The sequence below is a fragment of the Bifidobacterium sp. UTCIF-39 genome (genome assembly GCF_006408715.1).
In the GTDB taxonomy this organism is placed as follows: Bacteria; Actinomycetota; Actinomycetes; order Actinomycetales; family Bifidobacteriaceae; genus Galliscardovia; species Galliscardovia tissieri.
On sequence record NZ_JEOG01000004.1, the window covers coordinates 1 to 21,678 of the forward strand.

A 21,678-nucleotide genomic window follows, 5' to 3' on the forward strand; every position below is an offset into this window, starting at 1 on the left:
GGGGAGGGCCGAGCCGAACCCTACTTGCCGACCTTCACCACGGCCTTCGACACCCCGGTGAACTTCCCCTCAAGGAAGTCCTGCACCTGCTCCAGCTCGATCTCATGGCTGATCAGCGCGCCGATGTTCATCTTGCCGGTGGAGACGAGTGCGATGGCGTCCTTGAAGGTGAGCGGGTTGATGAAGGAGCCCTGGATGGTGAGCTGCTTCTTGTAGATGTCGTAGGTGTTCATTTCGAAGTGCGCCTCCTGCGGGCCCACGCCGAACATGAGGACCTGTGCACCCTTCTTGGTGGCGGCCACGGCCTGCGCCTGGGTGGCGGGCAGTCCCACGGCTTCGATGACCACGTCGTAGGTGTCGGCGGGGATCTGCTCGCGGGTGGTGTTGTAGATGTTGGTGACGCCGAAGAGGTCCTTGTTGCGCTGGAGCTTCTCGTCGAAGATGCCGGCGAGGTCCACCTGGTGCACACCGTAGGCCTGGAGTAGCTGCACGAAGATCTGGCCCATGAAGCCGTCGCCGATCACGAGCGCCTTTTGGTAGGGGCGCAGGTCGAGCAGGTCAAGGCCGTGCACGCCGCAGGAGACGGGCTCGATGGCGGCGGCGTCGCGCAGACTCACGGTGTCGGGCAGCTTGTAGACCACGGTGGCGGGGGCGGTGAACTGCTCGGCGAGGCCACCGTCGCGGGTTACGCCGACGGCGCTCAGGTGGTCGCACATTTCGGGGCGCTGGGTGAGGCAGAACTCGCACTGTCCGCAGTAGATGTTCGGGTCGACGGCCACACGGTCGCCGGGCTTGACGTTGGTGACCTCGTCGCCGATGGCGGCCACGACGCCGGAGTTCTCATGGCCGAGCACGATCGGTGGCACGGCGGCTGCGGAGCCAGGGCGGCCTGCGTACAGGTCGTGGTCGGTGCCGCATACGCCGGCGTATGCGGTGTTGATGAGCACTTCGTTCGGGGCGATTTCGGGGGTGGGCAGATCCTGGATTTCGAACTGCTTGACGCCGGTGAGAACAAGAGCCTTCATGATTGTTGCCTTCCATCTTCTTCCCGCTGTCATACCTGCGGGAGGTGCGCGGCTTCCATGCCGCGAATGCTGATTGTCGATTGTTGTTGTGAGGGGATGTCCGTTCATGGCTGATGCTGCATTGTGTCGCCATGGGGATACAAGAGATGTTTCACGTGAAACAGAAGGGTGTATGCAGTTTGACGCCGATTGTCCGATCGGTCGTCGTGTTGTGCCGACTACAGATGCGTCTGACGGCGGACGAGCCGCTCGCGGCGGTGGCGGAGCTGTACCGCCGTGCACGCTGCATCGTCGAAGAACCTCATCATGGCGGATCACCTCCTCGTTGTTGCCTCGTTGCTGTGATGGCACTAACAGTACCTTATGTAAAAAACTTTTGCAAATTATATTTCTATAACTGACGACACGCCTCGAATTACAACGATTATGAACATTGTGATTGCAGTCCAAGTGACGATATTTCGCGACCCGCGCATGCCCGCGTACTGCCGATGTGACGTAATCAACATCCGTGAAAACCCGCGTAGAGCTGAATTCGCACCCTTCCGTAATCATCCGAATCACGATACCGTGGAAAGGCTGCCCGAGTCCGTCGCATGAACCGTCGCGACCGTCGGCATCATGAATCATTCATGACACATAGACACATAGACACATAGATAAAGCGAGGCAACAGGGGAGATATGTTCGACAAACGTCTGTTTTCCATAGTGCCGGGGGTCGGACGACTCGTCGCCGGCAAGGCGGCGCTGCTGTGGGTCACGCTGATGGCCAACGTCGCGTTCGCCGTCACGTTCGTCCTATTCCTGTTCGATCTGCTCACCGCGGCCGATCCACACCGTCCCGTGCCGGCCAGCTGTCAGATTGATCCGAACGGCGGCTGTGCGCCCGCGCCCGGACTCGCCGATCTTCATCTCGGCATGACGCCGAACGAAGCCGTCCCATACCTCATCGCGTTCGTGATCATCGCCGCGATCCGCTATGCGGCCACGCGCGGCGCCACGCATCTGGGCTTCCTCGCCGCCGAAAAGGTCAAGCTCGCGCTGCGTCAGAAGATGATCCGCAAGATGCACGCCCTCGGACCCGCGTACTCATCCACCGTCCGCACCTCCAACGTGGTGCAGCTCGCCGGCGAAGGCGTCGAACAGGTGCAGACCTTCTTCGACCTGTTCCTGCCCCAGCTGTTCTACAGCGTGCTCGCCCCCATCACCCTGTTCGTCGTGCTGCTGCCCGTGAACCTGCCGGCAGCCGTCACACTGCTCGTCTGCGCGCCGCTCATCGTGCTCATCGTCGGACTCGTCGCCATGAGCGCCGCCCGCGTCTTCAAGAAATACTGGGGCAAGTACACCGATCTTGGTGCCACGTTCCTCGACGACCTGCAGGGCCTCGAAACCCTCAAGAACTTCGACGCCGACGAACGCGCCCACCGCACCATGAACACGCGCGCCGAGGAATTCCGCGTCATGACCATGAACGTGCTGCAGATCCAGCTGCGCTCGCTGTCCGTCATGGACCTGGTGGCGTACGGCGGCGCGGCCGCAGGCATCGGCGTGGCCCTGTGGCAGTACGCCACGTACGGCGTGGACCTGGGCGGTGTGCTGCTCATCGTGCTGCTGTCCGCCGACTTCTTCATCCCGCTGCGTCAGCTCGGCTCCTACTTCCATGTGGCCATGAACGGCATGACCTCCAGCCGCAAGATCCTCGACCTGCTCGACACCCCCGAACCCGATCACGGCAACGGCGTCATGCCTGTCGACGCCGTGACCGTGCGATTCGACGGCGTGGGATTCCGCTACGCCGACGACACCGAAGCCCTGCGCGATGTGTCGTTCACCGCCCGTCCCGGCGAACTGACCGCGATCGTGGGCGTGAGCGGCTCCGGCAAATCCACCGCTGCCGGTCTGATCGCCGGACGGCTCACCGGCTACACCGGCTCCATCGCCCTGCGCGGCGTCACTTCCGGCAAGGACGGCAAGGATGACGGCACGTCCGTCGAACTGCGCGACGCCTCCCTGAATTCACTGCTTGCCGGTGTGACCATCGTCTCCGCCACCAGCCACCTGTTCCACGACACCCTGCGGAACAACCTGCTCATGGCCGCCCCCGACGCCACCGACGACGACCTGTGGCACGCACTCGAACTCGCCCGAGTGGCCGACTTCGTCCGCAAACAGCCGGACGGGCTCGACATGCGCATCGACGAAGGCGCGTCCAACCTCTCCGGCGGACAGAAGCAGCGCATCGCACTGGCCCGCGGCCTGCTGCACGATTCGGCCATCACCGTGTTCGACGAGGCCACCAGCAACGTGGACGCCGAAAGCGAGCGCCTGATCCTCGACGCGATCCACGACCTCGCCGCATCCGGCAAGACCGTGATCATGATCACCCACCGCATGGCCAACGCCGTGGACGCCAACCACGTGGTCGTGTTCGATCACGGCACGGTCGTCGAAACCGGTACGCACGCCGAACTCATGGCGGCAGCCGGCGAATACGAGCGACTGTTCCGCACGCAAAGCGCGGTGGAAAACATTGGGGATCGCGGTACCACCCCCGTACGCGACGCGAATTTCACGCATGCTGATGGCAACGCCATCGACGTCGACGATGCCGCATCCGTTGATTCCGCACAGTCCTCGTCACCGTCCCCGAACGGCACGACGATGTCCACAATGGGCCTGATCCGCCGACTGCTCGGTCAGGCCCGACCGCTCGCCGGATTCATGACCGCAGCCGTCGTTTGCGGCGTGATCGGCCATCTGGCGGCGACCCTGCTGCCCACGTTCGGTGTGATCGGCCTGTTCGCGCTCGCCGGCCACCCCGTCTGGGGCATCGGCGTCGTCCCTGCCACGATCGGACTGGCGGTGTGCGCGGTGGTCCGTAGCGCCATGCGCTACGTCGAACAGTTCATGAACCACAACGTGGCATTCCGCCTGCTCGCCCTGTTCCGCGACAAGGCGTTCGGCGCGCTGCGACGTCTTGCCCCGGCCAAACTCGCCGGACATGGCAAGGGCGATCTGGTGGCCCTGATCACCACCGACGTGGAACTGCTGGAGATCTTCTTCGCCCACACCATCTCCCCGGTGGTCATCGCCGTCGTCACCTCGATCGTGTTCGCTGCGCTGCTGGCCGGACTGAACCCGTGGTTCGCCCTGCTGCTCATCGTCGCCCACCTGACGGTAGGCGTGGCATTGCCCCGACTGTTCGCCGCGCGCGTGACGCCGCTTGGCGCGCAGATTCGCAAGACCTCGGCCGAACTTGACGACTATGTGCTCGACGGCATGCGCGGCATGGACGAGACCATCCGCTTCAACCAGGGCGAGCACCGCGTGGCTTCGATCACCGAACGCACCATGGCGTTGTGGAACCGTCGCGGACGACTCAGCCGCGCCAACGGCGTATTCGCCGGCCTCGGTGGTGTGCTGGTCGAACTGTTCACCGTGATCGCCGCGGCCATCGCGTTGTCGCTCGCGTTCGCCGACTCGCTCAGCGTGTCGAACTCGATCGTCGCCATCACGTTGATCTCCAGCTCGTTCGGCCCCACGCTCGCACTGAGCGCCCTGCCGGCCAGCCTGACCCAGACGTTCGCCTCGGCACGCCGCCTGTTCGCCCTCATGGACGAGGCTCCGGCCGTCGAGGAACGCGGCACCGCAACCCCGGACTACACCGGCATGACGCTCGACCATGTCACCTTCGCCTACCCCGGAACGGATACGCCGATCCTGACCGACGCCTCGCTGGACGTGCCGCGCACGGGCGTGCTCGGCGTGCAGGGGCGCTCCGGTGCCGGCAAGTCCACCATGCTCAAGCTGCTCATGCGGTACTGGGACCCGAACACCGGCACGGTACGCATGTCCGGCACCGATCTGCGTGACGTGGACGCGCATCATCGCCGTCGCGTACAGACCATGCTCGCCCAGGAGACCTACCTGTTCGACGGCACGATCCGCGAGAACCTGCTGCTGGCCGATCCGAACGCCAGCGAAGAGGCATTGACCGACGCCTGCCGTCGCGCAAGCGTGACCGACCTCATCGACTCGCTGCCGGACGGACTCGACACCGCCGTGGGCGAGCTGGGCGACCGTCTCTCCGAAGGCGAGCGCCAGCGCATCGGACTGGCCCGCGTGTTCCTGCGCCGCGCCGATCTGGTGCTGTTCGACGAGCCGACGAGCCGCCTCGACGCACTCAACGAGGCCGTGATCCTACGGTCCATCGACGCGCTTGCCACCACGGACGGACCGGCCGTGATGCTCGTCTCCCACCGCGAATCCGCCATGCGCATCGCCGATCGCGTGCTGCAGGTCGGCCCGGCCGCAACAGAAACGTCGGCAACGGAAACGGCGACAACGGCGGAGAAGACGGGCCGGCCGATCCGCGAGTAGGCCGAAACCGGTCGTTCTATCATGGCAGGAAGATGGATATCGTCTGACGAGCAAGGAGCACCTATGGGATTTGGACCGATTCCGAACATCACGTTGTCCAACGGCGCGGCCATTCCGCAGATCGGACTGGGCGTGCTGCGCATTGACGACGACGCCACCGCGCCGGTCGTCAAATCCGCACTCGAAGTGGGCTACCGTCACATCGACACAGCGGCCGGCTATGGCAACGAGGGCGGTGTGGGACAGGCGCTGGAAGCGTCCGGATACGCGCATGGCAGCAAGCGCGAGCAGGTGTGGATCACCACCAAGCTCCGTGACTCCGAGCAGGGATACGACTCCGCGCTCACGGCGTTCGACCGTCAGATCGGTCTGTTGCGCACGGACTACGTGGACATGTACATGATCCACTGGCCCACGCCGTTCGACTGGCGCAGCGCCGACGTGTGGCGCGCGTTCACGCGTCTGCGCGACGAGGGTCGTGTGCGCACGCTCGGCGTCTGCAACTTCCTGCCCGAGCATCTGGAACGCCTGCACGAGGAGACGGGGGAGTGGCCCGCCGTCGATCAGATCGAACTGCACCCCACCTGGCAGCAGCGTGAGGTGACCGCGTTCTGCAAGGCGCACGGCATCGCCGTGGAGGCGTACTCGCCGATCGCGCGCGGTGCCGATCTCAACGCCGGCGACGGCGTGATCGCCCGCATCGCCGAGGCGCATGGCGTCAGCCACGCCCAGGTGATTCTGCGCTGGCATATCGAGAACGGCACGATCATCATCCCCAAGTCCGTGCATCGCGAACGTCAGATCGAGAACGGCTCGCTGTTCGACTTCGCGCTCACTGCGGAGGAGCATGCGGCCATCGACGCGCTCGACGGCCCGACGCGCGCCGGCCACGATCCACGTACCTTCTCCTACAGCTGATCGCATGGCCAAACGTCGCAGACGCGCATTCCGAGGATCGTCACCGTTGGAACGGCTGGCGATCCTCGTGGTATTGGCCGTCGTGATCGGGATCAGCGCCGGACTGCTGCTGCCGCAGGTGAGCGTGACCGTGGGGCGGGCGACCGGTGAATACACGGCGACCGGCAGCGCCGCGGACACGCTGGCCACGCTTGCTGTGGTCGACGATCGCAAGCCGTCGAGCACCTACCAGCGTGACGCATTCGGCTTCCGCCAATACGATCCCGACGGCAACGGTTGCGATTCGCGCAACGATACGCTTGCCCGCGATCTGAAGAACGTCACCTATGCGAACGCCGAACGGTGTAAGGTCGAATCCGGCACGCTCGACGATCCCTACACCGGCAGGACCATCACCTTCAAACGCGGTCAGACCACCAGCGCCGCCGTGCAGATCGATCATGTGGTGGCGCTCAACAACGCGTGGAAGTCCGGCGCGGACTCGTGGGACACGAAGAAGCGATACGAGTTCAGCAACGATCCGTACAATCTGCTGGCCGTCGACGGTCCGGCTAACGTGGAGAAGGGCGATGCCGACGCGTCGGTCTGGCTGCCGCCGAACGCGTCGTACGACTGCGCGTACGTGGCCCGACAGATCGGTGTCAAGGCCAAGTATGGGCTGAGTGTGACCACGGCGGAGAAGAACGCCATGCTCAAGACGCTCGCCGAATGTCCGGGACAGGCCGTGCCCGACCGCTGAAATCGTGCCTGATCGACGAGTCGGTTCGCCACCCGATACGTGAAGGTGTTATAACGGCGCTGTGAGTATGAATGATGGGGAACGTACGAACATGGACGATCGCAATCAATCGAATCAGACGCTGAACGGTCGACAGCCGTCCGATAATCACGAACGCAATGAACATGACAGTGGCTCCGAACCCGTGGATTCCGGGTTCGTGGATCCCGATGAGGCGGCGGTGCTCGCCGCCAGCGGCAGACCCCACCACCAGCACATGCGTAGCGTGCCGAAGCTGGCCACCCCGCATACCGGGGCCAAGACCAAGCTGTCGGCCATCATCGGACCGGCCTTCGTGGCGGCCGTGGCCTATGTGGATCCGGGCAACGTGGCCGCCAACATCACCTCGGGCGCACGGTATGGATTCCTGCTCGTCTGGGTGCTGGTGCTCGCCAATGCGATGAGCGTGCTCATCCAGTACCAATCCGCCAAACTGGGCATCGTGACCGGCCAGTCGCTGCCCGCGCTGCTGGGCAATCGCATGAACCCGGGAGGACGACTGCTGTTCTTCGCGCAGGCCGAGGTGATCGCCATCGCCACCGATCTGGCCGAGGTGATCGGCGGGGCGATTGCCCTCAATCTGCTGTTCGGTCTGCCGATGTTCGTCGGCGGGTGCATCATCGGCGCGGTCTCCACCGTGCTGCTGCGGTTCCAGGGCAGGAGCCAGAATCTGTTCGAGAAGCTCATCGTGGCGCTGCTGCTCGTCATCACATTCGGTTTCATCGCCGGACTGTTCATCGAGCCGCCGGCTCCATCCAAGGTGCTCGGCGGTCTGGTCCCGCACTTCAACGGGTCGGACTCGGTGCTCATGGCCAGCTCCATGCTGGGGGCGACGGTGATGCCGCACGCGATATACCTGCATTCCACGCTGGTCAATGACCATTACGAGGGGCGCAAGGAGCGCCCCGACATCCGTCGCGAGCTGTTCGGCACCAAGATCGACGTGGTGTGGGCGCTACTGCTCGCCGGCACCGTGAATCTGGCGTTGCTGCTGCTCGCCGCGAACAGTCTGCATGGCATGTCCGGTACCGACACGATCGAAGGTGCCCAGCATGCGGTGGTGCAGGTGCTCGGACCGGTCATCGGCACGATCTTCTCGATCGGCCTGCTCGCATCCAGTCTGTCGAGTACGTCGGTGGGCACCTACGCCGGTCAGGAGATCATGCACGGCCTGTTGCACGTGGACGCGCCGATGTGGGCATGCCGCATCATCACGCTCGTGCCGGCCCTCGTGATCCTCTGGTTCAGTTCGAACCCCACGTTCGCGCTGGTGGTGGGGCAGGTGATCCTTTCGATCGGCATCCCGTTCGCTATCATTCCGCTCATGCGCTATACGCACGATCGCCAGCTCATGGGCCAATGGGCGGATGGGCCCGTCAAGCATGTGATCTTCATGCTGGTGGCCGCGCTGATCATCGTGCTCAACGTGACACTGGTGGTGCTCACCTTCATGGGGAGGAACTGACTCGGGGCATTCGGCATTCGATGTGAATGTCGCGCGATGACACGCCGATATCGCTGCAAAATTCATCCGACGTCCATGTTCGGTATACCGTCCGTCCGCTTGGAGCGTTGTGTCGTCTGTGGTCCGTCCATAATGTGGTAGACGAAAAACGATCGACGGCGGGTGTATGCGCCTGCGCAAGGAGAACAGGACGGACGATGTCGGATTCCGTGACGGCAGTGGTTGTCGCCGTAGTGATCATGGCTGTGATCGCGCTTGTGCTCATCATTCTGGCATGGCGGTACGGCGTGATGTCCGGCGAGGAGCGTGCCCAGACACGTCATGCCAGCGAACAGAACGCCATTCCGAAGTCGCTCTACGGCAGGGGAGTGTCCGCCGACGAGGCGTCACGCAATCTGCTGAAGACGCTGCGCAGCGGTGCCATCATCGTCGACGGGCTTGGCGACGTGCGGTACGCCAGTCCTCGACTGGATAATCTCGACGTCGTGCGTGACGGTCATCTGATCTCGGGGGAGATCCGTGATCTGCTTGCGCAGGTGGCCGCCGATGGGGAGATCCGCGACCGTGAGATCGAAGTGACTGCGGTATCGCCGTCCGGGCGTATCACCGACCAGTCGAACGTGTATCTGCAGGTGCGTATCGGACATATCGCCACCATCGAACCGTTGTCCGTCACGTTCGGCATGGATATCGCCAACGCCGGCGGCGCCAATGAACTGTATGTGATCTTTCTTGAGGACGTCAGCGAGAAACGGCATTTCGAGCAGATGCGCCGCGACTTCGTCACCAACGTGTCGCACGAGCTCAAGACCCCTGCCGGCGCGATATCGCTGCTCGCCGAAACCGTCTCCAGCGCCGCCGACGATCCGGACGCCGTACGCTACTTCTCCGGAAGGATCTCCAAGGAGTCCGAACGCCTGACCGAACTTGTGCAGAAGCTCATCGCCCTGCAGAAGGTGCAGGATGACAAGGGACTCGCCGCCGCGGACAGCGAGCCGGTATCCGTGCCGAAGATCGTTCGCGAGGCCGTGTCCGAAAACGAAGTGCAGGCCGCCGCCAAGCACATCGATATCCGCATGTACTTCGGCGACGATGACGAAGGCACGAGCGCCGAATACACCGCGGACGGGCAGCCTGACACATCGCTCGACGACGACATCATCGTCAACGGCGACGCCGATTCACTCAAGACAGCAGTGAAGAATCTGGTGGAGAACGCCATCCATTATTCGCCGGAGAATACGCATGTCGGCGTCAGCGTGCGGAAGAACGGCCGTGTGCAGATCCGCGTCGTCGACCAGGGCATCGGCATTCCCGCCGACGCGCAGAAGCGCATCTTCGAACGGTTCTATCGCGTCGATCCGGCACGCTCCCGTGCCACGGGCGGCACTGGTCTAGGCCTCGCCATCACCAAGCACGTCGTGCAGGACGCCGGCGGTACGATCTCCGTATGGTCCCGGCCGGGGGAGGGCTCCACGTTCACCATCGATCTGCCCAAGGCGGAAGATCAGTCCAACGACGATGATCTGCCCGAGGATGAGCATCAATCCCGTCAATCACAGGCGGAGGAGAACGCGGTGAAGCAGGATGCCGCGGACGGTGTGAACGTTACGGACAGCGCGGACGCCGTTGATGCCGAGGACGACGCTGAACAGGACTTGGTCGGTGAGGCCCGGTAGACCCGGTAGCGCCGACGATGCTTAGCAGGCCCAGATGTCTGTAGGCCTAGTGGCTTTGGTGAGTCCGGTGGCTTCGGCAGTTTTTGTCAGGACATGGTAAGCCGGGTCCCGCCACATGTGACTTCCGTGCGTTACTTCGCGCGCATTCGCAGACTCATATCGCATGCCTGTGCATATGAAACGCTCCGGCTTCCTGAATCGGTACGATACCTATCGGGAAGCCGGAGCGTTTCATCTATGCGGATTCACATGCGGATTCACATTCACGGATCCCGACGGAATCTACGGAATCCTACGAAGATTGTTCTACAAACCGTCTCGTACTACTCCGCCGGCTCGTCGATCTTGTAGCCAAGACCGCGCACGGTGGTGATGTAGTGCGGATGGGCGGGATCCTCCTCGATCTTGGAACGCACACGCTTGATGTGCACGTCCAGCGTCTTGGTGTCGCCAACGTAATCCGAACCCCACACGCGGTCGATCAGCTGATGGCGGGTGAGTACACGGCCCTTGTTCTGCATCAGGTATTCGAGCAGCTCGAACTCCTTGAGCGGGAAGAAGGCGTTCTCGCCGTGCACCGTCACCGCGTGCTGTCCCACCTGCATGCGGATCGGTCCGCACACCAGCGGAATATCGTCGTCGGCGGAATCGGAGCCATCCGCGCTGCCGGGCGCGCGACGCAGCACCGCACGTACACGGGCCAGCAGCTCGCGGAACGAATACGGCTTGGTCACATAGTCGTCCGCGCCGATCTCCAGCCCCACGACCTTGTCGATCTCCGAGCTTTTCGCCGTCAGCATGATGATCGGCACGCGGCTCTGTTCGCGGATCCTGCGGCACAGTGACGTGCCGTCCAGACCGGGGAGCATAAGGTCGAGCAGCACCAGATCCACACCGCCCTTGGTGAACAGCTCAAGGCCCTCTTCCCCGGTGGCTGCCGCCACCACGTCGTAGCCTTCATGGGTGAACTGATAGACCAGGGGCTCCCGGTAGGATTCCTCGTCTTCGACGACCAGTATGCGGGTCATGTGATTGACTCCCTCTCGTGTTGATTTGCCCGTGGCTTTGCGGCCAAAGGCAACTTACTCAGGCACAGACAGCATACATCGTCGGGTTGATACCTGAGATTCACCATGCAAACGTCAGAACTTTACCCAGCGTACGTTATCGGAAGCTACACAATCTACATCCAAACGATGTAGAAAGCAGATATCAGCACAAGTTCACTTTCCGTTCACCGACTTTGGTCTTGGGCTATCAAAGTCTCTCATAGTCTTGAATTGTCATGAAAAAGCGTGTTTTGCCAATGACAACAACCTGAAGGCGGCACGCGGTCGCGAATACGGTTAATTACGGTTCTCCGATGTTCGCGACGGAAAAGGATACAAGAGGGAATAGTTATGCGAAAGAACATTCTTATGCGTTCCGTGGCCGTCGTGTCCGGTCTGGCCATGCTCGCCTCTCTGGCGGCCTGCGGTGACAACACCTCCGGCTCCAGCAACGGATCCAGCTCCTCCAGCTCCGCCGAGAAGATCTCCGGCGACTTCCAGGGTGCCGGCGCCTCCTCCCAGCAGAGCGCCGTCGAAGCTTGGATCGCTTCCTACCAGGCCACCAACCCCGACGCCAAGATCGCCTACAACCCGGTCGGCTCCGGCGCTGGTGTCACCACCTTCCTCACCGGTGCCACCGCATGGGCTGGCTCCGACGCCTCCCTGACCAGCGAGCAGGTCGACAAGTCCAAGGCCGTGTGCGCTGACAACACCACCGCCTTCGACATCCCGGCCTACATCTCCCCGATCGCCGTGGTCTTCAACCTCAACGGCATCTCCGGTCAGGACAAGCACCTGAACATGGACGCTGACACCGTCGCCAAGATCTTCGACGGCAAGATCACCAAGTGGAACGACGATGCCATCGCCAAGCAGAACCCGAAGGTCACTCTGCCTGACACCGCCATCACCGTGGTCCACCGTTCCGATAAGTCCGGCACCACCCAGAACTTCGTCAGCTACCTCAAGGATGCCGCTCCGAGCTCCTGGACCTACGACCTGAGCGAGAACTGGCCGAACGAAGTCGGTCAGGGTGGTAAGGGCACCTCCGGTGTCATCAGCACCGTCAAGCAGGCCGACGGCACCATCGGCTACGCCGATGCCTCCCAGGCCGGCGACCTCGGCACCGTTGCCCTGAAGGTCGGCGAGAAGTACGTGCCGTACTCGGCTGAAGCCGCCTCCAAGGTCGTCGACGCCTCCCCGCTCGACGAGTCCGCCACTGGTGAGAACCGCGTGGTTGTCAAGCTCGACCACAACACCACCGCCGACGGCGCCTACCCGCTGGTGCTGGTCTCCTACGACATCGCCTGCCCGGCCTACAAGGACGCCAACACCGCCAAGTTCGTGAAGTCCTGGCTGACCTACGTGGTGAGCAAGGATGGTCAGGACGTGGCCGCCAAGAACGCCGGTTCCGCTCCGCTGTCCGACACGATGCGCGCCAAGATCACCAAGTCCATCGACGCCATCAAGACCGAGTGAACCGAATAATCGGTAACTGAGTCCAGGAATCCAAATCCGATCAGGCCGCGGTGTTTCCGCCTGAAGCGAGAAGCACTGCGGCTTTGTCGGGTCTAGATCCGACCACTACTTTGTGTAAGGAGAACCCGTGAGTTCGCAAGACAAAGCGGTAGTTCAGGAGAACACTGGAAAGACCGGAGATAAGGTCTTCAAGTTCTTCGCCTACGCCGCCGGTATTCTGATCCTCGTCGCGCTCGCAGCAGTGGCTCTGTTCCTGCTGTTCCGTGCGTGGCCCCTCATCGGCGGAGATCAGTCCGCCAACGCCGCCACCGTGGAATCGTTCACCGGTGGAAAGGCGCACAACTTCTGGCAGTACGTCGGACCGCTTGTGTTCGGTACAGTCCTCGTCGCAGCTCTGGCACTGATCATCGCCTTCTTCATCGCCGTGGGCATCGCACTGTTCATCTCGCACTACGCGCCGAAGCAGGTGGCTGTGGTGCTGAGCTCCGTCGTCGATCTGCTGGCCGCCATCCCCTCCGTTATCTACGGTCTTTGGGGTGGTCTGATTCTGGTCCCGGCCATTGGCCCCTTCTGGAACTGGGTGGCCACCTACCTCGGTTGGATTCCGATCTTCGAGGGTCCTGCCGCCAGCCCGGCTCGTACGGTCGCCACGGTCGCCGTGGTGCTCGCCGTCATGATCCTGCCGATCATCACCTCCGTGTCGCGCGATATCTTCCAGCAGGCTCCGCGTCTGCAGCAGGAAGCCGCTCTCGCTCTGGGTGCCACCAAGTGGGAGATGATCAAGCTCGCCGTCATTCCGTTCGGCAAGTCCGGTGTCGTGTCCGCCTCCATGCTCGGCCTTGGTCGTGCACTTGGTGAGACGATGGCAGTCCTCATGATTCTGTCCCCTGGCCTCACCTACTCTGTCAAGCTGCTGCAGGCTTCCCAGAGCCAGACGATCGCTGCAAACATCGCCGCGCAGTATCCTGAAGCCAACGATTTGGGCGTCTCCACGCTGATCGGAACCGGTCTGGTGCTGTTCATCATCACCTTCCTGGTCAACTTCATCGCCCGTAAGATCACTGAGAAAGCGAGCGTGTGATGACTTCCGCAAACCCCACCGAATTCAGCAAGGTCAAGCAGCCTGACTTCGACAAGCTTGCTCCTACGCGCTCGTTCATCGAGGCTCGTAAGCGCAAGGACATCATCATGCAGGGCCTCATCTACGTGGCCTTCATCATCGCCCTGATCCCGCTGATCTCCGTGCTTTGGACCACGTTGTTCAACGGTATCAAGCGCCTGAACATCAACTTCCTCACCTTCAACATGACGGGCGTCATCGGTGGTAACCCGACTCCGTCCGGTGGCTACGGTGGTGTGCTCCACGCCATCATCGGTACGCTGGAGATCACGCTCGGTGCCATGGTCATCTCCATCCCGATCGGTCTGATGTGCGCCGTCTACCTTGTGGAATACGCACAGCGCGGCGGCAAGCTCGCCCAGTCGATCTCCCTGCTCGTCGACGTCATGAGTGGTATCCCGTCCATCGTCGCCGGTTTGTTCGCATACTCGATGTTCACGATCTTCTTCGGACCCGGTACCATCAACGGTTTCGAAGGTTCCGTGGCATTGTCGCTGCTGATGATCCCGACCGTGGTCAAGACCAGTGAGGAAATGCTGAAGATCGTGCCTCACGATCTGCGCGAGGCCTCCTACGCTCTGGGCGTGACCAAGCAGCGTACGATCACCAAGATCGTGCTCCGCACCGCCCTTCCGGGTATCGTCTCCGGTGTGATTCTGGCAATCGCACGAGTCATCGGTGAGACCGCTCCTCTGCTTATGACCGCTGGCTTCATCTCCAGCACCAACGTCAACCTGTTCAGCGGACAGATGACCACCCTCCCTGTGTTCGTCTACCAGGAGTACAGCAAGCTCTCCGTGACCTGCCCGGCTTCCGCCGACGCCAGCTGCGTGCCCACCATCCCGATGGAACGCGCCTGGGCCGCCGCTCTCGTGCTGATCATCATCGTGCTTCTGCTGAACCTGCTCGGACGTTGGGTCGCCAAGGTCTTCGCCGTGAAGACGGAACAGTAAGTCGCCGCATAGAACGAATCAAGTTAAGGAAAACAAATGGGACAGCGAATTGATGTCAACCATCTGAACGTCTACTACGGCAACTTCCTCGCCGTCGAAGACGTGAACATGAAGATTGAGCCGAACAAGGTTACCGCATTCATCGGACCTTCCGGCTGTGGTAAGTCCACCGTGCTGCGCACCCTCGACCGCATGCACGAGATCATCCCCGGCGCCCACTGCAAGGGCGAGGTTCTGCTCGAAGGCAAGAACCTGTACGCTCCGGACGTTGACCCCGTGGCCGTGCGTCGTGACGTCGGCATGGTGTTCCAGCGCCCGAACCCGTTCCCCACGATGTCCATTCGTGAGAATGTGCTCTCCGGTGTGACCCTGAACAACCGCAAGATCAGCAAGTCCGACGCTGACGAGCTTGTCGAGTGGGCTCTGCGTGGTGCCAACCTGTGGGAAGAGGTCAAGGATCGTCTTGACAACCCCGGCATCGGTCTGTCCGGTGGTCAGCAGCAGCGTCTGTGCATCGCCCGCGCCGTGGCTGTGCACCCGCAGGTGCTGCTCATGGATGAGCCCTGCTCCGCTCTTGACCCGATCTCGACCCTGGCCGTCGAGGATCTGATCAACGAGCTCAAGGGCGACTACACGATCGTGATCGTGACCCACAACATGCAGCAGGCATCTCGTATCGCCGACTACACCGGCTTCTTCAACCTGAAGGCCGTCGGTCAGCCTGGTCACCTTGAGTACTTCGCTGACACGGACACCATGTTCCACAATCCTCAGAACGAAGAGGCCGAGCGTTACATCTCCGGTCGCTTCGGCTGATCCACTCCGCCGGGGGAACTTTCGCATGGCTGTGTCTGCACGGGTTATGTGCGGTCGGTGTGCGTGGAGGCCGTATGGTTGTACACGGCTTTCACACCGCCGTCGGCAGCGCATAGCCTAGTGCGCACGGTTTCCCTCCTCCCGGCGGTTTTATTCTTCCCCTGTGTTTTTTCTTCTCTCCACTGGGGATGCCAAGGGCTCCTGCTTCTGCCTACGGGCAGACAGGAGCCTTTTGTATTGTGCCGTGGCGTTCTGTCACCTCTTTCGGTTCTGTTTCACGATGCTCTGGTATCGGTTCATAATCGGGGGGTAAGGGTCGGAACGTGGGTTTATTCGCGTGCGTTGGCGTGTCGTTGGGGCCATAAGCCCTCATCACCCAACGACTAATGCTCCTTGCGACGCATGTGTGTGGCCAACAAGCACGGGGAACAAATCCCGGTGCCTATCCGACGCACGCGTGTGACACACACGCACCGGGGACGGTCCGCGGTGTCCATCGGGCGCATACGTACGTCGAACAGGCACCGGGAGCGAAGCTTCGTGCCTATCGGACGCACGCATACGCCCAACAGGCACCGGAGACGATCTCCGATACTCATCGGACGCACGCATGCGTCGAACACGCACCGAATTGCTCAGGCCCGGGGCATAGGCGCCGAGCATGTTTCCGTACGCCGGCCGAGGGACAGGGGGCAGCGCGTGGGTCTCATTCGCATCGTCGGCTTGCCGCCGGCTGGCGTGACCGGCCCGGCCTTTCCGACGTCGAATCCGCTTTCGCAGGCGTCGGCATCCTTCTTCGCATCGCAATCCCAGGCAATGGGGCATCCCTGCCCTTGCCGGTCTGAGGCCGCATACGGAACAAGCCAACCGGATACATGCGAACTCCAATCCGAACGCCGAAACGCCCAACTTCTCGCCCGCACCTTCAGCATTGTTCCCGATGCCCATAGTCGCACATAGTCCGCTTCTCTGTTGCCCTTCGCTGCGGGTTTGTTGTGCAGACCGTTTTGACCAGCAGTGTGGAGGTTGTCATACTGCGGGTTTGTTGGGATGATGTGTGAGACCCGCAGTGAGGTACTTTCTTCACTGCGGGTTTGTTATGCAGACCATTTGTACCTGCAGTAAGCCCCTTGTTTCGCTGCGGGTTCGTTGCATGGAATGACTGGACCCGCAGTGTTGATTCGGGTTCGCTCCCTGCACTCGTCGTAATCTCGGAATCATTGATACCAATGCCGATACCCATATACAAATAATCCCCGCCCGGATTAGCCCGGGCGGGGATTACGTATGAGATCGGTCAGTCGCGGATCGGCGAATCAGAGGATCGGCGAATCAGTAGCTGTGATGGGACAACCAATACGTGTAGGCCTGCTGGATTCCGCCGTAACGGTCGTTGCAGTAGCCGATGAACCACTTGAGCTGAGTCTGGTAGTTGGTCTTCCAGTCGGCGCCGGCGGAAGCCATCTTGCTGCCGGGCAGTGCCTGCGGCAGGCCGTATGCGCCGGAGGATGCGTTGGTGGCCGTCACATTCCAACCGGATTCGTGGTTGATGATGTACACCATGCCGGTGAAGTCGGCTTCCGTGTAGCCGTTGGACAGCAGGTAGTCATGTGCCCACTGCTGCATGTCGCTGGCAGGAATGGTGGTGCCGATGTCGTTGGACGACGAATCGGACGAACCGGCGTCGCTCTTGTTGGACGTGCTCGGCGTGGAGGAGGCCGTGCTGCCGGTGCCGATAAGCACCACCTTGTTCACAGGGGCCTTCTTCACGTAGGAGCTGATCGTGTTGCTGGAGACGACGTTGCCGCCGGACTTGGTGACCAGGTTCGTGGCCTCCATCACGCCGGCCTCGCCCTCGGTCTTCACCTTGGTGGTGCCTGCGGGCAGGGAGTCGGTCTTCTCCTCGACGGTGTTGAACGGAATCTCGGTGTCGGCGGTCTCGATGGTGCTGCCGGCACGCTCGATGGTGATGGTGGTCGACTCGGTGACCTTGGTGTCAAGGCTGGGGGAGACGGAATCCTCCGGCTCCAGGGTGATGCTGCCCTGATCCAGCACGGACTTGACGTCGGTGAAGTCGGTGCCCAGCACCAGGCGGGATTCGCCGTTGATGACGACCTTCACATAGGCGGTGTTGGCGTCGGACCCGCGGGCGTCGCCACGGGATGCCGCCTTGAACGCGTTGACCTCGTCGCTCTTGGTGGCGGAGTACGAGGAGATGCTCTGCTGCGCATGAGTGGGGTTCGTCTGATAGAAGTCACGGGAGACGATGCCGCCGCCGATCAGCAGTGCCGCGGCCGCGCTTCCGGCTGCAATACGCATCCACTGACGTTTGGTAAGGCGTTTGAGGATAAATTCCTTCGGTTTGCGATGACTCGCCATGAATCTCCTTAGATCGACCGATAAGGCTCACACTGCCTCCATATTCTACCGATCGGTTATGACGAGGGAAAAAATTCCGGTGCGGCGTACACCGTGTCGCCACACCGGAAGTGGTATATGCGTCGGGATATGTGAACGTCGGACGTTACCCGGACTAACTGGGCCTACGTCGTCTAGCTCGCATTACTCGGCCTTGGGAGCGTCCTCCAGCTCCTTCACCTTGCCGATCAGCGTCTCGAGATCGGAAGGACGCAGCGCGCCGGCCTGCTTGAACACCACTTCGCCGTTGTGGATCGCGATCAGCGTGGGTACTGCGGAGATGCCGGCCGCCTGGGCAAGACCCTGCTGCTGGTCGATATCCACCTTGGCGAAGTACACGTCGTCGTGGGTCTCCGAAGCCTTTTCAAAGGTCGGGCCGAATGCACGGCACGGACCGCACCACGTGGCCCAGAAATCGATGAACACCAGCGGGTTCTTGGTGATCGTCTCTTCGAAGTTTTCGGTGGTCAGCTCATGGGTCGCCATAATCGTCCTCCTATCGCGTGCGTCGCGTCCGCATCGCTTTCTGTGATGGAAGACCGCGCGCAACCGCACATCAATGGGTAAATCGCTACCAGCATCTCATAGCGGACCGCGACACGACAGTGGGTAAGCTCATGGCGCAGGATCGTCGACGGGTGTTCCACGTTGCGTGATTTCCCACGATTCGTGTCGCGTTTGCAAAGGCCGTCGTCATGAAAAGGTCATGTGGCGGGCCGATAATGGTGGGCATGCCGGTTCTTAATGACGAAGTGCCCGACGAGGGCGACTACGACGCCTCGCGTCGCCGTGGCGAGTTCGACAACATCACTCCCGATGATTTCATTCGCGGCTCCGACGGCAGCAATCCTCCGGGATGGCTGAGTTCTGCGGAGATCGATGATCTGCGCGGCAAGATGCCGATCGTGTACGTGGAGGTGGTCCCGGTGCGCGCCGACGACTTCGGCCGCATCTCCAAGGTGGGCACGCTGCTGCACATGGGTCCCGACGGCATGATCGAACGTACGCTGATCTGCGGTCGTGTGCTGTTCCATGAATCGTTGCGCGAGGCGGTGGCCCGTAACATCGCCAAGGATCTGGGCGACATCGCCCTGCCGTTGTTGCCGCTGAGCCTCCAGCCGTTCACCGTGGCGGAGTTCTTCCCCACGCCGGGCGTTTCCGAATTCTACGATCCCCGTCAGCACGCGGTGACGTTGTGCTATGTGGTGCCGATCGCCGGCGACTGCAAGCCGCAGGACGAGACGCTGGACGTCGAATGGGTGGACCCGGCCGAGGTGCGACGTCCCGACTTCATGGCGCAGATGGCCGGCGGACACGGCGAGATTCTCCGTCGTGCCATCGGCTGGGCCGGCTGACGACGCAACCGTGCGTAATCAGTAGTCAGTAGTCAGTAGTCACACGACACAACATATATCCCGATATATCCCGACATATATCGACGAATCAACGACCAGACGAATCAACGACCAAGGGAAGGACTTGAACGATCATGACCATGACGATTCTGCGGACGACGTATCGCGAGCCCGCCGCAAACGTGGATCAGGGTGTGCCGGTGGTGTTGGTGCACGCATTCCCGATCGATCATCGCGTGTGGGACGAATGTGCGTCCGTGCTGTGCGCGATCAGCGAGGGCGAGCAGGATCGCCCGTTCGCGCTGTACGGACTGGAGATGCCCGGTGCCGGCGAGTGCCCGGTGCCCTCCGCCGAGCAGACCGGCCCGGTGGCCGACGACGGCGCCTACCCTGAGGCCATGGATCGCATGGCGGAGTCGTTCGTCAGGGAGTTCCTCTCCACCGGTCACACCAAGGCCGTGTGGGTGGGCATCTCCATGGGCGGATACCTCACGCTTGCTGTGCACCGTCTGCATCCCGAGGTGGTGGCCGGCGTGGTGCTGTGCGACACCAAGTCCGAGGGCGACGGCCCGACAGCCCGCGCCAACCGTCTGCGCATCGCGAACGTATGCGAGACCGAGCACACCGTGGAGCCGGTCATGCACTTCGCCCAGCCGCAGCCGGACGATTCCGACTTCAAGAAGTCACCGGCGTTCATCGACCTGTTCACGCGCTGGATCAACGAACAGCATCCGGAAGGCGTGGCATGGCGTCAGCGCATGGCTGCGGGACGGCCGGACGAGACGCCGCAGCTCGCGAAGATCACCGTGCCCGCCGGTCTGGTGTCCGGCACGCTCGATCCGTCCAGCGCCCCCGATCGCATGCGCCCCATGCTGGAGAAGATGACCGGCACTGAATGCGCGTTCACCACGGTGTACGACGCCGGACACTTCACCTGCGTGGAAAAGCCCGACGTGGTGGCCCGTGCGATTCTCGACGTGCAGCATCGCGCGTCCACTATGTGATATTGACGAAAGGAAACTACGACAATCATGGCTGACTTCTCGGCGTTCTCCCCGCTGGCGCTTACGCAGACGCTGCCGTTCCTGCCGCTTGCCCAAGGCACCATCGACTACGAGGTGGACCGCCGCGGCGAGGAGGGGCTGATCGACACATTGCTCGCCGATCCGTCCACGCGCGTGATGCTCGTCAACCACGGTCTGATCGCCGTGCCGAAGGGACAGGGCGCCAAGGTCGATCTTGAGTCGGCGAAGATCCGTCCCGCGCTCGTACCCGGATCCTATGTGGTCGACGATGTGCGCGGTCGCAACGGCATCGTCGCGATGTTCCTCGGCACCGACCGCACCGAGTCGGCCAGCGGAACGCATTATGTGGCACTGGACATCACCCGGGCGGTGCAGACGGTGCCCGATGACGCCCGAATCGGCGCTGATCATGCCTTTGACGGATCGACGGCATCGCCCGTCGCCCGCGCGGCCGAGATCTTCGACTGGGTGGACCTGCGCGGATTCGCGCCGCACGCCAGCGCCCGAGACGCCGGACTGGCCACCAGTGCCGTCACCGTGGGCATCTGGCACGACCGTCAGCGATTCTGCCCGTGCTGCGGTTCGCAGGTCCGCCCGGCGCTCGCCGGCTGGGCCCAGCGCTGCACCAACGAATCCGACGGCAACCGCATCCTGTTCCCCCGCATCGAACCGGCGGTGATCACGCTGATCGTCGATGGCAGCAACCGCGTGCTGCTGCAGCACAACACCGCATGGCGGAACAACCTCTACTCGGCGTCGGCCGGATTCGTGGAGGCCGGCGAGAACCTTGAACATGCCGCCCGCCGTGAGGCCAAGGAGGAGACCGGCATCACGCTCGGCGAGGTAAAATACCTGGGATCGCAGCCGTGGCCGTTCCCGTCGTCGCTCATGATGGCGTTCAAGGCACGTGCCCTGAGCACGGAGATTCGCGTGGATCATAAGGAGACCGGCGATGCGCAGTGGTTCACTCACGACGAGTTCACCAACGCCATGATCACCGGCAGGATCGAGGTGCCGGGCAAAGCCACCATCGCCCGATACATGATCGAGGAATGGTACGGTCAGCCGCTCAGCTGACATGAACTGTCAGCCGATTCCCATACCCCCTTCAGCAAGTATTTCGTAAGTGTTCGCCCATGCCATACGGCTCTGTTCACTGCGGGACGAGTGTGGGATTGATCATAGATTGTTCATAACGGCGTTGTCATTTCGACGG

16 protein-coding genes are annotated in these 21,678 nt (G+C 62.2%); 12 read left to right on the top strand and 4 right to left on the bottom strand.

All coding sequences use genetic code 11. The features are described from left to right. Nucleotides 1–20 precede the first annotated feature (20 nt). Nucleotides 21–1,025 carry a zinc-dependent alcohol dehydrogenase family protein gene (locus tag EP30_RS02705; protein ID WP_140555957.1) on the bottom strand — a complete coding sequence of 335 codons (1,005 nt, stop codon included), beginning with the start codon at nucleotides 1,023–1,025 and terminating at the stop codon, nucleotides 21–23. Between the two features lie 683 nt (nucleotides 1,026–1,708). Between EP30_RS02705 and EP30_RS02710 the strand changes: the two genes are divergently transcribed. From EP30_RS02710 to EP30_RS02730, 5 genes are all read left to right on the top strand, one after another. Then, nucleotides 1,709–5,407 carry an ATP-binding cassette domain-containing protein gene (locus EP30_RS02710; protein WP_140555959.1) on the top strand — a complete coding sequence of 1,233 codons (3,699 nt, stop codon included), beginning with the start codon at nucleotides 1,709–1,711 and terminating at the stop codon, nucleotides 5,405–5,407. A gap of 63 nt (nucleotides 5,408–5,470) precedes the next feature. Then, nucleotides 5,471–6,325: an aldo/keto reductase gene (locus tag EP30_RS02715; RefSeq protein WP_094664803.1), complete on the top strand. Its 855-nt coding sequence runs from the start codon at nucleotides 5,471–5,473 to the stop codon at nucleotides 6,323–6,325. Nucleotides 6,326–6,329: 4 nt separating this feature from the next. Beyond that, nucleotides 6,330–7,064 (top strand): HNH endonuclease family protein, encoded by a 735-nt coding sequence (locus EP30_RS02720; protein ID WP_094664805.1) that lies wholly within the window; start codon nucleotides 6,330–6,332, stop codon nucleotides 7,062–7,064. 61 nt (nucleotides 7,065–7,125) lie between these two features. Next, nucleotides 7,126–8,568 carry an Nramp family divalent metal transporter gene (locus EP30_RS02725; RefSeq protein ID WP_375137730.1) on the top strand — a complete coding sequence of 481 codons (1,443 nt, stop codon included), beginning with the start codon at nucleotides 7,126–7,128 and terminating at the stop codon, nucleotides 8,566–8,568. 197 nt (nucleotides 8,569–8,765) lie between these two features. Then, a complete protein-coding gene (locus tag EP30_RS02730; protein WP_140555961.1) occupies nucleotides 8,766–10,247 on the top strand; it encodes a cell wall metabolism sensor histidine kinase WalK in 1,482 nt (493 codons plus the stop codon). Between the two features lie 323 nt (nucleotides 10,248–10,570). On the opposite strand, the gene EP30_RS02735 is transcribed toward EP30_RS02730, so the two are convergent. Next, the gene (locus tag EP30_RS02735; RefSeq protein WP_094664809.1) at nucleotides 10,571–11,275 is read right to left on the bottom strand and encodes a response regulator transcription factor; all 705 of its coding nucleotides are present in this window, start codon (nucleotides 11,273–11,275) and stop codon (nucleotides 10,571–10,573) included. 372 nt (nucleotides 11,276–11,647) lie between these two features. Between EP30_RS02735 and pstS the strand changes: the two genes are divergently transcribed. From pstS to pstB, 4 genes are all read left to right on the top strand, one after another. Beyond that, on the top strand, nucleotides 11,648–12,775 hold the full coding sequence (pstS, locus tag EP30_RS02740) for a phosphate ABC transporter substrate-binding protein PstS (protein ID WP_140555963.1): 1,128 nt from the start codon (nucleotides 11,648–11,650) through the stop codon (nucleotides 12,773–12,775). A gap of 127 nt (nucleotides 12,776–12,902) precedes the next feature. Continuing rightward, nucleotides 12,903–13,856, top strand: coding sequence for a phosphate ABC transporter permease subunit PstC (gene pstC, locus EP30_RS02745; protein ID WP_094664813.1), 954 nt, complete (start codon nucleotides 12,903–12,905; stop codon nucleotides 13,854–13,856). After that, complete coding sequence (pstA, locus tag EP30_RS02750; protein ID WP_094664815.1) at nucleotides 13,856–14,848, top strand: phosphate ABC transporter permease PstA; 993 nt, start codon at nucleotides 13,856–13,858, stop codon at nucleotides 14,846–14,848. The genes pstC and pstA overlap by 1 nt, the downstream gene beginning before the upstream one ends. Before the next feature lie 36 nt (nucleotides 14,849–14,884). Beyond that, complete coding sequence (gene pstB / locus EP30_RS02755; protein ID WP_094664817.1) at nucleotides 14,885–15,664, top strand: phosphate ABC transporter ATP-binding protein PstB; 780 nt, start codon at nucleotides 14,885–14,887, stop codon at nucleotides 15,662–15,664. Between the two features lie 1,332 nt (nucleotides 15,665–16,996). Here pstB and EP30_RS02760 read toward each other — a convergent pair. Both EP30_RS02760 and trxA read right to left on the bottom strand, forming a co-directional pair. Beyond that, a complete protein-coding gene (locus EP30_RS02760) occupies nucleotides 16,997–18,043 on the bottom strand; it encodes a phage tail tip lysozyme (protein ID WP_094664819.1) in 1,047 nt (348 codons plus the stop codon). A gap of 183 nt (nucleotides 18,044–18,226) precedes the next feature. Then, a complete protein-coding gene (gene trxA, locus EP30_RS02765) occupies nucleotides 18,227–18,568 on the bottom strand; it encodes a thioredoxin (RefSeq protein WP_140555965.1) in 342 nt (113 codons plus the stop codon). Nucleotides 18,569–18,813: 245 nt separating this feature from the next. On the opposite strand from trxA, the gene EP30_RS02770 reads away from it, so the two are divergent. From EP30_RS02770 to nudC, 3 genes are all read left to right on the top strand, one after another. Continuing rightward, nucleotides 18,814–19,437 (top strand): DUF4916 domain-containing protein, encoded by a 624-nt coding sequence (locus EP30_RS02770; protein ID WP_140555968.1) that lies wholly within the window; start codon nucleotides 18,814–18,816, stop codon nucleotides 19,435–19,437. Between the two features lie 134 nt (nucleotides 19,438–19,571). Next, the gene (locus EP30_RS02775) at nucleotides 19,572–20,441 is read left to right on the top strand and encodes an alpha/beta fold hydrolase (protein ID WP_258185327.1); all 870 of its coding nucleotides are present in this window, start codon (nucleotides 19,572–19,574) and stop codon (nucleotides 20,439–20,441) included. Between the two features lie 27 nt (nucleotides 20,442–20,468). Further along, nucleotides 20,469–21,539, top strand: coding sequence for an NAD(+) diphosphatase (gene nudC, locus EP30_RS02780; RefSeq protein ID WP_140555971.1), 1,071 nt, complete (start codon nucleotides 20,469–20,471; stop codon nucleotides 21,537–21,539). Nucleotides 21,540–21,678: the final 139 nt, after the last annotated feature.

Coding starts and splice junctions, on each gene's coding strand:
- EP30_RS02705 (WP_140555957.1), bottom strand. CDS start 1,025: ATGAAGGCTCTTGTTCTCACCGGCGTCAAGCAGTTCGAAATCCAGGAT.
- pstB (WP_094664817.1), top strand. CDS start 14,885: ATGGGACAGCGAATTGATGTCAACCATCTGAACGTCTACTACGGCAAC.
- nudC (WP_140555971.1), top strand. CDS start 20,469: ATGGCTGACTTCTCGGCGTTCTCCCCGCTGGCGCTTACGCAGACGCTG.
- EP30_RS02770 (WP_140555968.1), top strand. CDS start 18,814: ATGCCGGTTCTTAATGACGAAGTGCCCGACGAGGGCGACTACGACGCC.
- EP30_RS02715 (WP_094664803.1), top strand. CDS start 5,471: ATGGGATTTGGACCGATTCCGAACATCACGTTGTCCAACGGCGCGGCC.
- EP30_RS02720 (WP_094664805.1), top strand. CDS start 6,330: ATGGCCAAACGTCGCAGACGCGCATTCCGAGGATCGTCACCGTTGGAA.
- pstS (WP_140555963.1), top strand. CDS start 11,648: ATGCGAAAGAACATTCTTATGCGTTCCGTGGCCGTCGTGTCCGGTCTG.
- pstA (WP_094664815.1), top strand. CDS start 13,856: ATGACTTCCGCAAACCCCACCGAATTCAGCAAGGTCAAGCAGCCTGAC.
- EP30_RS02710 (WP_140555959.1), top strand. CDS start 1,709: ATGTTCGACAAACGTCTGTTTTCCATAGTGCCGGGGGTCGGACGACTC.
- EP30_RS02760 (WP_094664819.1), bottom strand. CDS start 18,043: ATGGCGAGTCATCGCAAACCGAAGGAATTTATCCTCAAACGCCTTACC.
- EP30_RS02775 (WP_258185327.1), top strand. CDS start 19,572: ATGACCATGACGATTCTGCGGACGACGTATCGCGAGCCCGCCGCAAAC.
- trxA (WP_140555965.1), bottom strand. CDS start 18,568: ATGGCGACCCATGAGCTGACCACCGAAAACTTCGAAGAGACGATCACC.
- EP30_RS02735 (WP_094664809.1), bottom strand. CDS start 11,275: ATGACCCGCATACTGGTCGTCGAAGACGAGGAATCCTACCGGGAGCCC.
- EP30_RS02730 (WP_140555961.1), top strand. CDS start 8,766: ATGTCGGATTCCGTGACGGCAGTGGTTGTCGCCGTAGTGATCATGGCT.